The sequence below is a fragment of the Mesorhizobium sp. L-8-3 genome, assembly GCF_016756615.1.
In the GTDB taxonomy this organism is placed as follows: domain Bacteria; phylum Pseudomonadota; class Alphaproteobacteria; order Rhizobiales; family Rhizobiaceae.
Genome location: NZ_AP023262.1, coordinates 2,607,503 through 2,619,820 on the forward strand (window position 1 = coordinate 2,607,503; position 12,318 = coordinate 2,619,820).

The 12,318-nt window shown below is 63.5% G+C and carries 11 protein-coding genes and 1 pseudogene; 9 read left to right on the top strand and 3 right to left on the bottom strand.

The features are described 5' to 3' along the window. The first annotated feature begins 40 nt into the window (after positions 1-40). The 8 genes from JN302_RS12335 to JN302_RS12370 all read left to right on the top strand — a co-directional run bounded on the left by JN302_RS12335 (position 41) and on the right by JN302_RS12370 (position 8,929). Positions 41-1,714, top strand: coding sequence for an aromatic/alkene/methane monooxygenase hydroxylase/oxygenase subunit alpha (locus JN302_RS12335; RefSeq protein WP_446720722.1), 1,674 nt, complete (start codon positions 41-43; stop codon positions 1,712-1,714). Positions 1,715-1,955: 241 nt separating this feature from the next. Further along, a complete protein-coding gene (locus tag JN302_RS12340; RefSeq protein WP_202312485.1) occupies positions 1,956-3,017 on the top strand; it encodes an NADH:ubiquinone reductase (Na(+)-transporting) subunit F in 1,062 nt (353 codons plus the stop codon). 51 nt (positions 3,018-3,068) lie between these two features. After that, positions 3,069-4,127, top strand: coding sequence for an aromatic/alkene monooxygenase hydroxylase subunit beta (locus JN302_RS12345; RefSeq protein WP_202333042.1), 1,059 nt, complete (start codon positions 3,069-3,071; stop codon positions 4,125-4,127). A gap of 17 nt (positions 4,128-4,144) precedes the next feature. Next, positions 4,145-4,513 carry an MmoB/DmpM family protein gene (locus tag JN302_RS12350; RefSeq protein WP_202312489.1) on the top strand — a complete coding sequence of 123 codons (369 nt, stop codon included), beginning with the start codon at positions 4,145-4,147 and terminating at the stop codon, positions 4,511-4,513. Positions 4,514-4,586: 73 nt separating this feature from the next. Then, positions 4,587-5,609 (top strand): amidohydrolase family protein, encoded by a 1,023-nt coding sequence (locus JN302_RS12355; protein WP_202312490.1) that lies wholly within the window; start codon positions 4,587-4,589, stop codon positions 5,607-5,609. A gap of 5 nt (positions 5,610-5,614) precedes the next feature. Further along, positions 5,615-6,424 carry an iron-sulfur cluster assembly protein gene (locus tag JN302_RS12360; RefSeq protein ID WP_202333046.1) on the top strand — a complete coding sequence of 270 codons (810 nt, stop codon included), beginning with the start codon at positions 5,615-5,617 and terminating at the stop codon, positions 6,422-6,424. Between the two features lie 56 nt (positions 6,425-6,480). After that, positions 6,481-8,112 (top strand): molecular chaperone GroEL, encoded by a 1,632-nt coding sequence (gene groEL, locus JN302_RS12365; protein ID WP_202333047.1) that lies wholly within the window; start codon positions 6,481-6,483, stop codon positions 8,110-8,112. Positions 8,113-8,239: 127 nt separating this feature from the next. Next, entirely contained in the window at positions 8,240-8,929 is a 690-nt protein-coding gene (locus JN302_RS12370) for an aquaporin (RefSeq protein WP_202312495.1), read from the top strand. 85 nt (positions 8,930-9,014) lie between these two features. On the opposite strand, the gene JN302_RS12375 is transcribed toward JN302_RS12370, so the two are convergent. The 3 genes from JN302_RS12375 to JN302_RS12385 form a co-directional block, all read right to left on the bottom strand. Then, positions 9,015-11,090, bottom strand: a complete 2,076-nt coding sequence (locus JN302_RS12375) for a sigma-54-dependent Fis family transcriptional regulator (RefSeq protein WP_202333048.1) — start codon at positions 11,088-11,090, stop codon at positions 9,015-9,017. An 81-nt stretch (positions 11,091-11,171) separates the two neighbouring features. After that, on the bottom strand, positions 11,172-11,645 hold the full coding sequence (locus tag JN302_RS12380) for a hypothetical protein (RefSeq protein WP_202312497.1): 474 nt from the start codon (positions 11,643-11,645) through the stop codon (positions 11,172-11,174). 105 nt (positions 11,646-11,750) lie between these two features. Further along, positions 11,751-11,918: a hypothetical protein gene (locus JN302_RS12385; protein WP_202315356.1), complete on the bottom strand. Its 168-nt coding sequence runs from the start codon at positions 11,916-11,918 to the stop codon at positions 11,751-11,753. A 66-nt stretch (positions 11,919-11,984) separates the two neighbouring features. Between JN302_RS12385 and JN302_RS12390 the strand changes: the two are divergent. Then, positions 11,985-12,272 (top strand): annotated as a pseudogene (locus tag JN302_RS12390) (ABC transporter permease); the annotation flags it as partial. Between the last annotated feature and the right edge of the window lie 46 nt (positions 12,273-12,318).

Sequence of the window (12,318 nt, forward strand, 5' to 3'; positions counted from 1 at the left end):
CCGGGGTCATGGGGCCCGCGGCGCAATCCAGTGGAGGCTTATGGATATGACGTCTTTGACGCTCAACAAGATTACTTCGCAGCGGGGAATTTCCGTCGGCGAGGCGACCAAGAAGATTTCCGACCTCGGTTGGAATCCGACCTACGTGCAGGAAGCGATGACGTTTCCGACGGACTACAAGATCACCAAGGCGCCGCGCGACCCGATGAAGCAGGTCCTGCGGTCCTATTTCCCGATGCAGGAGGAGAAGGACAACCGCGTCTACGGCGCGCTCGATGCCGCGCTGCGCGGCGACATGTTCCGCAATGTCGAGCCGCGCTGGGTGGAATGGATGAAGCTCTTCCTCGCCATCATCCCGTTCCCTGAGATCTCCGCAGCCCGTTCGATGGCGATGGTCGCGCGCCTGGCCCCCGGCGAGGATCTGCGTACCGGCTTCACTATGCAGATGGTCGACGAGTTCCGCCACTCGACCATCCAGATGAACCTGAAGAAATGGTACATGGAGAACTACATCGATCCGGCCGGCTTCGACATCACCGAGGAAGCCTTCGGCAAGTGCTACGCCACGACCATCGGGCGCCAGTTCGGCGAAGGCTTCATCACCGGCGACACGATGACCGCGGCCTGCATGTACCTCACGGTCGTTGCCGAAACCGCCTTCACCAACACGCTGTTCGTCGCCATGCCTTCAGAAGCCGCCCGCAACGGCGACTATGCGCTGCCGACCGTTTTCCTCTCGGTGCAGTCGGATGAAAGCCGCCACATCGGCAATGGCCACTCGCTGCTGATGGCGGCGCTCAAGGAGCCGGAAAACCACCTGCTGCTCGAACGCGACCTGCGCTACGCCTTCTGGCAGAACCACGCCATCGTGGACGCCGCGATCGGCACCTTCATCGAATACGGCACCACCAACCGCGACAAGAACAAGGAGTCCTACGCGGAGATGTGGCACCGCTGGATCTTCGAGGACTACTACCGCACCTACATGCTGCCGCTCGAAAAATACGGCATCAAGATCCACCACGACGACGTCCAGACCGCCTGGAAGCGCCTCACCGAGAAGCTCTATGTCCACAAGGTCGCTCAGTTCTTCGCGGTCGGCTGGCCGGTGAATTTCTGGCGCATCGAGGCCCAGCGCGAGCAGGACTTCGAGTGGTTCGAGCAGAAATACCCGGGCTGGTACGCCCAGTTCGGCGATTTCTGGAAGTGGTATGACAAGCTCAGCCATCGCGGCGAGAAGATCATCACCTTCAACGAAGACGTCGGCTACGTCTATCCGCACCGCTGCTGGAGCTGCCTGGTGCCGTGCCTCATCCGAGAGGACATGGTGACCGACGAAATCGACGGCAAGCTCTACACCTTTGCCCACGAGCTCGATCGCTGGACCGCCGTCGAGGCGTTCTCCGACGAATACCAGGGCCGTCCGACGCCGGCGATGGGACGCTTCAGCGGCAAGCGTGAGTGGGAGACGCTCTACCACGGCTGGGATCTCGCCGACGCGATCAAGGACCTCAACTTCGTCCGCTCCGATGGCAAGACCCTGGTCCCGCAGCCGCACCTGCGCTTCGACAACAAGGAAATGTGGACCCTCGATGACGTTCGCGGGCACACCCTTCAGTCGCCGCTGACGCTGCTGCGCGAAATGAGCCCGGCAGACCGGGAGAAGCACCTCGCCGAATACCGCGCGGGCTTCACCATCTCGCCGTTCAACTGACGGCCAGGCGGGCCGGTTCCGGCCGGCCCGCCCAACGCCTGGTGGTCGACATGACACATGCCCGCTTAGCCCTGCCCATCGCCATCGCGGCCTGGGCCGCGATCGCAGCAACCGTATTCGCCGTCACCGGGGCGCATCCGCCCGCAGACGACTGGAGAAAGGTGACGGCCGGCTACAGGAGTTCGCTCGGCCAGAAGCCAAGAGCACCACTGAAGATACTCGCTATCGGGAGACTAGTTTAATGAGTGACGCTCACACAGTGCGCCTGGAGCCCGTCGGCGTCGAATTCGAGGTCGAAAGCGGCGAGACGGTGCTCAATGCGGCGTTCCGCCAGGGAATCGCGCTGCCGCACGGCTGCAAGGAGGGGCAATGCTCGGCCTGCAAATGCGTGCTGCTCGACGGCGAGGTCGACATGCTCCGCTATTCGACCTTCGCGCTCAACGACATGGAGAAGGACAGCGGCCACATCCTGCTTTGCCGAGCGCTCGCCTACTCCGACATGGAAGTCGAACTTCTCAACTATGACGAGGAGGTCCTGTCGAAGTCGATCGCCGTGAAGTCGTATCAGGGCCGCATCTCCCATATCGAGCGGCTGACGCACGACATCCGCGGCATCGAGATCGAACCCAACTCCCCGATGAAATTCTGGGCCGGCCAATATGTCGACATCACGGTCACCACGGAAAAAGGGGAGACGATTACGCGCTCGTTCTCCATGGCAAATACGCCGGACCAAACCGAAAAACTTGCCTTCATCATCAAGAAATATCCCGAAGGAAAATTCTCCGGAGAACTGGACTCAGGAGGCATCCGGGTCGGAGCCGAGGTCAACGTCGTCGGACCCTACGGAACCTGCTTCCGTCGCGAAGGTCGTGACGGACCCCTAGTCCTGGTCGGCGCCGGTTCCGGCATGTCGCCGATCTGGTCGATCCTCAACGATCACCTGAAGAGCGGCGAGAAGCGGCCGGTCTATTTCTTCTACGGCGCGCGTACCCGCGAAGACCTGTTCCATCTCGACAGGATAGCCGACCTCGTCGAGCGGCATCCGGAAGTGAACTTCATTCCGGTGCTGTCGCATGCCAACGGCGATTCTGCCTGGCAAGGCGAACGCGGCTTCGTCCACGAACGCGTCGACGCCAAGCTCAAGCAACTCGCCGTGGACGGGCAGGGCGACGTCTATGCCTGTGGCCCGCCACCGATGATCGACGCCTTGCAGCCGGTCCTGTTCATGAACGGCTTCGAGAGCGAGCGCATCTTCTTCGACAAGTTCACCACCTCGTCCGGCGGCACGCCGGGACATTGAGAACCGCCGCCGCGGGACTTCGAAAGCAACTGCAACAAGGGAGTGAGGACTATGCCTGCAACTTCGAGTTCGGTCGGGTCGGGCGCCGCAGGCGCCGCCATATTCTCCGATTCCGACAGCCGGAAATACCGCTATTTCGATCCCAGGGGCCAACGCGCGACACATTACGAGGACGTCACCGTAGACGTGCAGCCCGATCCGGAGCGCTACCTGATCCAGGACTGGATCATCTCATTCGCCACCGGCAAGGGGGCCTATGTGAAGGACAACACCGCCGCGCTCAGTTCCAACTGGCATGCCTTCCGCGCGCCCGACCAGGAATGGGAGCGTACGCATTATCAGCGCCAGTCGAAGATCGAGACGATGGTGCAGAGCGTCATCGCCAACGCCCGCAGGGCCGGCGCACCGAAGACCTTCGACAAGGTCTGGGCAAAGATCCTGCAAGCCCATCTCGGCGCCTGGAAGCACGCCGAATTTGGCCTGGGTACGTCGCTGATGCAGGCGCAGCGCTACGGCTACACCCAGATGATCAACAACGCGACGCTGACCAACTCGTCCTACAAGCTGAGGCTCGCACAGGACATCACGCTCTACCTCGCCGAAATCGGCATGGACATCCCAGGCTGGGACGACGAGGTCGGCAAGAAGTCCTGGCTCGAGGACCGCATCTGGCAGGGCACGCGTGAGGCGGTCGAGACGATCATGGGCACGTCCGACTATCTCGAGCAGTATTTCGCCATCAACATCGTCTTCGAGCCGCTGGTGGGCGAACTGTTCCGCTCCGGTTTCCTGATGCAGGTGGCGGCAGCCAACCACGACTTCATCACTCCGCCGGTAATTTCGGCGGCCGAGGCCGACTACGAGCGCAACCTCGCCAACACCATCGACCTCATCTACCTGCTCGCCCACGACGACAAGCATGGCGCGGGGAACCAGAAGCTCTTCCAGGGCTGGCTGAAGAAGCACCGCTCGCTTGCCGACAAGGCGGCCCTCGGCCTGCAGCCGATCTGGTCGATGCCGCACTCCAAGCCGATTTCGTTCGATGACGTCCGCGCCCAGTCCGAGGAGCGGATCGGCCAGATCCTCGGCGAACTGGGCCTCAAGGACTGAACAAGGGAGACACAGACATGTCAACAGCAGCACGCGACGCAAGCCAGTCCAACATCTTCAAGTCGATGAAGGACATCACCTTCGAGCAGACCATCTCGCACCAGTGCGGGGTAACGATGAACGATTCGGTCGAGGCCCGGGCGATCGCCGAGTTCATGGCCAAGAAACCGGGCGTTACCGTCACCTATCAGCCTGCGATGATCCGCATCGACGGCAACGGCAAGCTGATCTTCAAGATGGACGAGATCAGCGAATATCTCGGCCGCGATATGACCGCCGAGATCTTCGAGGTCAATACCTCCACCCACTACGGGCGAATGGTCCGCATCGACGACAACACGGTGATCCTGTTCGGCGATATGGACGAGGTCTTCGAATACATCTGAGCAAGCCCAAGCCCCGGTGCGTCGCGACACGCGGCGCGCCGGCCGACCAATACGGTTTTTTGCGGAGGCACAAATGTTCACTACCCCGGAAGGCAAGGAAATCTTCGTCGTCGACGGCCACACCCATTTCTGGGACGGCAGCCCGGCCAATCAGAGCAATGTCCACGGCAAGCAGTTCATCGACTGCTTTTACGGCTATCACACCTCGCTGAGCCCGTCGGACCAGCTTTGGCCCAAGGAGAAGTTCGAGAAATACAGCGCCGACGATCTCTATCGGGACCTCTTCGTCGACGGGCCCGACGACGTGGCGATCGTGCAGTCGACCTACCTCAAGGACTTCTACAAGAACGGCTTCAACACGCTCGAGCGAAACTCCGAGATGGCCAGGCGTCATCCCGAACGCTTCATCGTGAACGGCTCCTTCGACCCGCGCGACGGCGAGAAGGCGCTCGAATACATTCATTTCATGAAGGAGACCTACGACATCAAGGGCGTGAAGATGTACACGGCCGAGTGGAATGGGGCCTCCAAGGGGTGGAAGCTCCACGACCCGCAGGCCTACAAGTGTTTCGAGCTCTGCGAAAAGCTCGGCATCAAGAACATACACGTCCACAAGGGGCCGACGATCATACCGCTCAGCAAGGACGCCTTCGATGTCCATGACGTCGACCATGCGGCGACCGACTTCCAGAACCTCAACTGGATCATCGAGCATTGCGGCCTGCCGCGCCTCGACGACTTCTGCTGGATCGCAGTCCAGGAGACCAACGTCTATGGCGGCCTCGCCGTGGCCCTGCCCTTCATCCATTCGCGGCCGCGCTACTTCGCCGAGGTCATCGCGGAGCTCCTGTTCTGGGTCGGCCCCGACAAGCTGTTGTTCGGTTCGGACTATGCGATCTGGACGCCGCGTTGGCTGGTCGAGAAGTTCTGGGCCTTCGAACTGCCCGAGGACATCAAGAAGGAGCGGGGCGTCGACCTGACGCCGGAGATCAAGGAGAAGATCCTCGGCCTCAATGCGGTCCGGCTCTACGACATCGACATCGCAGCCAGGAAGGCGGCGTTCGCGGGCTCGCCCGTCGGCATCGCGGCGGAGTAGGCGCCATGAACCCGGCCGGCACGTCCAGCAGGCGCGAGACAGAGCTCTGGCTGCGCCTCGAAGAGGTGAACGACCCGGAACTCGACGAGCCCATCACCTCGATGGGTTTCGTCGAGCGGGCCGAGGTGATCGGCGATGGCAGCGTGGCGGTCGACTTCCGGCTGCCGACTTACTGGTGCTCGCCCAACTTCGCCTTCCTGATGCTTGACGGCATCCGCCAGGCACTGGACGCGCTGTCCTGGTCGCCGGCCTACCAGGTCAGGCTGCACGACCATATGTTCGCCGAGGAGGTCAATCGCGGCATCGAGGAAGGCAAGTCGTTCGGCCAGATTTTCGGCGAACTGGCCGGCGACCAGGATATCGAGGCATTGCGGCAGATCTTCCGCATGAAAGCGTTCAAGCGTCGCCAGGAGGCGATGCTCGCGGCACTGAGGCAAAAGCGCCTTACCGACGACGAAATCGTGGGGATGGACCTTTCCGCCTACGACGCGGCCAGCCTGCAATCGGCCGAAGTAATCAGCCAGAAGGCCCGCTACAGGCAGGCGCTGATAGCCCGCTGGCCGGGCAGACGGCTTTTCGAGCCCGCCTTCGTGACCTGGGAGGGGGAGCGGATTCCGCCTGCGGCTCTCGGCGCCTATCTCGCCGAGCTGCGCAGCGTGCGCATCAACATGGAGTTCAACGGCGCGCTGTGCCGTGGCTTGAAGGGGACCAGGTACAAGGAGCTCGACCTCGTCGACGGAGAGCCGACGCTCGTCGACTTCATCCTGGATCGCGTTCCACACGTCAGCTGCGCCGCCCGCCGGGTTCAGAACTGAAGCAGGGCCTCGTGTGAGGCCGGAAGCAAACCGCCCTCTCGGCGGAAGGAGGAGTCATGCCCAAACTTATGATCCACAACTCCCATGCCCGCCGCGCGCTTGCGCGTGGCGTTTTCCAGCTCGCGGCGGCGGTCGAGCCGACGCTCGGGCCGAAAGGCATGAATGCGATGATAGACAGGCCCATCGGCACGCCGATGGTGACCCGCGACGGCGTCAGCATCGCCTCGGAGATCGAACTGCACGACCGCTTCGAGAACATGGGCGCGCAGGTGGTCCGGGAAGTGTCCATGCAGACCAATGAGATCGCCGGCGACGGGACGACGACAGCGATCGTGCTCGCCAATGCCCTGGTCCAGGGTGGCGTCGAGGCCAATGAACGGGGCGCCAAGTCGGTGGACCTGTGCAAGGGCATCGACCTGGCCGTGACAAAGGTCGTCGAAGCGCTGAAGTCCTCGGCGAAACCGGCCAGCTCCAACGGCAGCCTGGCAGCTGTCGCAAATATCGCCGCAACGGATCCCAAGCTCGGCGCGCTTGTCGCCGAGGCCTACGAGCGGGTCGGGGCCGAAGGCGTCATCACCACCGACTTCAGCGTGACGACCGAAACGACGCTCGACGTTGTCGAGGGCATGTCCTTCGAGCGCGGCTATCTTTCCCACCACATGGTCACCGACCAGGAGCGGATGGAGGTCGTACTCGACGGGCCCTTCATCCTAATGACGGACCTCAAGATCAAGGAGCCGCAGGCGCTCGACGCTGCCCGCAGCATCGCCGACAAGGCGGGCAGGCCACTGCTTGTCGTTGCCGAGGAAATGTCGCCTGAGGTGGTGGTAACGCTGCTCGGCAAGAACGGGCCGGGCAGGTATCTCGTCGTTCATCCGCCGGAATACGGCCATTGGCGCAAGGCGATGATGGAGGATCTGGCGATTCTGACCGGCGGCCGGGTGATCGCGCGCGATCTCGGCGGTCGCCTCGAGGACGTCACGCCCGACGATCTGGGCACGGCCGAGCGGGTGAGGACGAGCGCATCCTACACTTCGGTCATCCGCGGCGGCGGCGATACGGCGGCGATCGCTGCACGGCGCGCCCAGGTGCAGCGCCAGTATGAAGCGGCACCCCCGAACATCGAACAGGACAAGCTGCGCGAACGGCTTGCGAAACTCTCCGGCGGCACGGCCGTGCTCTATGCCGGCGGCGTGACCCCGGTCGAGCAGAAGCGCACGATCCAACTGATCGAGGATTCGCTGCATGCCGTGCGCGCAGCATCCGAGGAGGGTGTGGTCGCCGGCGGCGGCGCCGCGCTCGCCCAGGTCTCACCGGTCCTCGACGCGGTGCTGGCCTCGGTCGACGGCGATGTCGCCGACGGGGTTCGGCTGGTCAGGTCGATACTGTCGCGGCCGTTGTGGCGCATCGTCGCCAATGCCGGCGGCGATCCCGAGGCCGTGGTGGCGGAAGTGACACGCGTCAATGGCGGGTACGGCTACAACGCCGCTCTCGGCAAGTTCCAGAATATGTACGAGGCCGGGATCATCGACCCCGTCCGCGTCACCCGTACGGCGCTGAAGAATGCTGCATCGGTCGCCACCCTGATCCTGACGACGGAGACGCTCGTCGGCGACATCGCCGAGGACGAAGACCCGACGGCCGGACCGGCACTGGGCGGCGGTGCCGAGAAACTCGGCCGCGCCTGAGCGCACGGAAAGGAACAACTACAGGGCTGCCGACGGACGCGCCTGGCACGACGACATGAACACTCGGGATCGGCCATCACAATGAGAGACGGCGGCCGATCCGGCACATCAACCCAGAGAGTGGAAAATGAACAGATACGCCTGCGAATTCATCGGAACCTTCGCGCTGGTCTTCTTCGGCTGCGCAACGGTTCTATTCATGCGCTCGGAAGTCGGCCTGCTCGGCGTGGCACTGGCCTTCGGCCTGTCGGTGGTGGCGATGGCCTATTCGATCGGACCCATTTCGGGCGCGCACCTCAATCCGGCCGTCAGTCTCGGCTTCCTGGTTTCCGGCCGCCTCGGCCAGGGGGACTTCGTCTGCTACGTCATCGCCCAATGCCTTGGTGCGATCGTCGCCGCGGGGGTGCTCTTTGTCATCGCCCAAGGCAAGGTCGCCGGCTACGACATCGCAGCAAACGGCTTTGCCCAGAATGGCTGGTCGGCTTTTTCCGTTGTGTCGGCGTTTCTGTTCGAGCTTGTTGCGACCTTTCTGTTCGTCACCGTGATCCTGAACGCCACCGCACAAGGTGGCGCCGGAGCGATCGCCGGGCTGGCGATCGGCCTGACGCTGGTGGTGATCCATCTCGCCGGAATCGCCGTCTCCGGCGCTTCGGTCAACCCGGCCCGTTCGCTCGCACCGGCGCTGTTCGCAGGCGGAACCGCAATCTCGCAACTATGGCTCTATATCGTCGCGCCATGCCTCGGTGCAGCGGCGGCGGGGGTTCTGCTGCGCAACCAGGCGGCCACCCTTCGCGACGGCGCGGTGCAAGCTGCCTGACCCAAGGCCCCAAGGCTCCTCCCGCCCCATGGCACCGCAGCCATGGGGTTCTTTTTGAGCCGACGTGCCGGTGAGCCGGCGCAGATCAGACAAAGCCGCGGCGGATACCGAAATGGTCGAGCTTGCGGTAGAGCGTCGGACGCGAAATGCCAAGTCTCCGTGCGACGCGGCTGAGATTGCCGCCTTCGGCGGCCAGCGCGTTAATGACTGCCTGACGTTCCGCTTCCTCGAAACTGAGGATCGGCCGCTCCACGGCCGCAGCCGCCGTATCGACGGGTTTTTCGGGCTCCTGGAAGTGCTGCGACACTGCCATCTCTTCGGGCAGGTCTTCGACCTCCACCCGGTCGCCGCGTGAAAGCACGTGCAACCGTTCGACCAGATTTCGCAGTTCGCGCACATTGCCCGGCCAGCGATAGGCCTCCAGCGCCTCGAGCGCGGGGTCGGAGAAATCAAGCAACGTTCCCCCGATCCGGTCGGCGAGCTTGCGGTTGAAATGGTCGAGGAGCAGCAACACGTCGGCGCCCCGCTCGCGCAAGGGCGGCACATGTATCGAGACCGTGCCGATGCGGTAGTAGAGGTCACGCCGAAAGCGTCCCGCTGCAACCTCTTGTTTGAGGTCGCGGTTGGTTGAAGCGACAAGCCGCACGTCCACCGGGCGATCGCGGCTGTCGCCAACCCGGTGGACAACTCGCTCTTCGAGCACGCGCAGCAGGAACGGCTGGATCTCGAGCGGCAACTCGCCGATCTCGTCGAGACTGAGGACCCCGCCGTTGGCAAGTTCGAAGACGCCTGGCTTGCCTTCACGACTGGCGCCGGTGAAGGCGCCGGCGACATGGCCGAACAGCTCGCTTCCGAAAAGTTCCCGGGTGATCGCTCCACAGTTCATGGCGATGAACGGGTCGTTCGGGGTGCGTCGGCTGCCGGCGTGGACGAGCCGCGCGAAGAGCTCCTTGCCGACGCCGGTTTCGCCCTCGATCAAAAGCGAGGTTACTTCACGCGATTGGGCGACGCGGCAAGCCACGTCGATTGCGGCCAGCAGCGCGTCACTGTCCCCGACGATTGCCGCGGCTGCCTCGCGCAAGTGAGGCGAAAGCGGACGGGAGGGACGTGCGGCGCGAGCTGTTCTGGTCGATGGGAACATAAGGGCGGCACCGCGAAGATCTCCATCGACCTTGAGCGGGCTGACACTGCATGCCGGCATGCCGTCCGGCAGCGCTTTGGCCAGGGTCGCGACCGGGTCCGCCTCGGGCAGTTGCAGACGCCGGCCATGACCTTGCGGCGACGGCTCGTCGGCCAGGACGGCGGCGGCGTAGTCCGGCAGGTTGTTGCGATAGATCGCCCGGCCGCGCCGGTCCACGATCATCAGGCCGTCGGTGTGGCGGTAGCGCGGTGCCGACGCAATGAACGCCTCCAGCAGGCGCGTGCGCTCGGCATTCTGGTGGTCGGCCAGGGCCTTTTCGATTTCCCGCGCGGCCGCCGCGACAAGGGCGGTGTTGTGCGGCCGGAAGATGTCGGGATGGCCGGAAAGATCGACCACGCCGATGACCTTTCCGTCGAACGGATCCCGGATCGGCGAGCCTGCGCATGTCCAAGACTTGATACCGGCGCAGAAATGCTCGGCGGCATGGACGAACACGGGCTCACCCGTCCAAAGGGCCGTCCCTATGCCGTTGGTGCCGACGACGTCTTCCGTCCATTTGCCGCCGATGGCGAGATGGATGTCCATGCCGTCGTGAATGGTCTTCTTGTCGCCGATAGCGTCGATCAACATGCCGTCGCCGTCGGCCAGGACCAGCATCGCACCTGTCCCGTCGAGGAGACGGCCGATGGTGGCGAAGGATCGACGTGCGGCGGCGAGAAGATCGCCGTTGGCGCGCCTGAGATATTCGATCTCGTCCTTGCCGCTGTTGATGGGTGCTTCGCCCTGCTGGGCGTCGATACCGCCGGTGGCGCAGCGGCTCCACGAATCGTGGATGAGCGAGCGAACCGGGAAACGACGGCACGCTGCGTCGGCTTCGCCCGAAAGCAGCGTCTCCCACGCGCGCATGGTTATGCGTTCGTCGTAGTCCGCATTGATGGAAACCAGTCTTCCCGCTTCCGGACCGGAGCGTGAGCGACGGGTGGCGACCTGGATTTCGTCTTGGCCGATGTCTTTTTTCATCCAGTTATCACATTCGGGGGCCCCGGAATAATTCGTGACTGTCCTGGTTGCGTTCGAACTAGAAGGGAGGGGGCGCGGTCATCAGACAAATCCCAGCCGCGCACCGATGACGGCGGCGAACTGCTCTTCGCCTCCAGCCGCTTCGATCCCGGCGCCGTCCAGTTCGGCAAGCGCGGTCGCAATGCCGGCGTCGACCGGAGAAAAGAAGCCGTTGACCCTGGTGGCGAGCACGAACGTTTCGACGCCGTCCTTGCGGCGGATCTCGCCGATGTGGTGAAGCTGCTTGCCTGAATTGTGATCCACCACCACGACGCGCCCGTTGAGGCTTATCCGAACCTGCGGGTGAACCTCCGCGGGAGCCGGGCCACCGCTGATATGATGGAAGATCAGACCCTGCGCCTTCGGAGCTTCCCGCGGCGCCTTGCGCGCCGAATAGGCGCCGGAACTGATGTGGTCGGCTATGCGGGTGATGGTGGCCCGGTTCTGCTCGATCAATTGCTTGACCCGCATGTCCTCGCGCCGCGACCCGTCCCGCTTCGAAATGATCTCGACCATGAACCCTCCCAGATTCGTTGGTCCTGTATTCGTCATGACCGGCAAGGCCGGCGTGTTCCTCCGCGGCGGAGCCTACAGCAATTGCCTCGGGTCTGCCAGCAATCACTAATAGCCCGGAATGAGCGGCTTGCGGTGGTAGAGGGTTGCCGCAGCGTAGATGCCCGGCTCTTCGAACGCATTGTGAACGCTGCAATCCGCGGGCTTCCAGCCTTGTTCGACGCGCAAGCCGACCAATTGGACGCGCAGGCCGTAGGAGGCGACGATCCTCTCCATGCGCTACTTGAACGAGACCGAACTCTGCGGCCGCCGGCAAGGTGCTCACCAGCGACAGCCGGACGCCTGGCGACGATCGCCGGCTCCATGCCGCAGTTCGGCCTGCTCCTGATGCTCGTGCTGCTGCCGCTGCAGGTGCTTTCGGGCGCCACGACGCCGCGCGAAAGCATGCCCGAGATCATCCAGACCATCATGCTCGCAGCGCCCAACACGCATTTCGTCATCCTGGCGCAGGCCGTGCTGTTCCGCGGGGCCGGGCTGACGGTCGTATGGCCGCAACTCGCCACGCTGCTGGTCATAGGGTCGGTGCTCTTCTTCTTTTCGCTGCGGCGGTTCCGGCAGTTCCTGAGATAGCGCGCGTCAACGGCCCTTCCGTCGACGTTGGTATTCCATTCCAAAC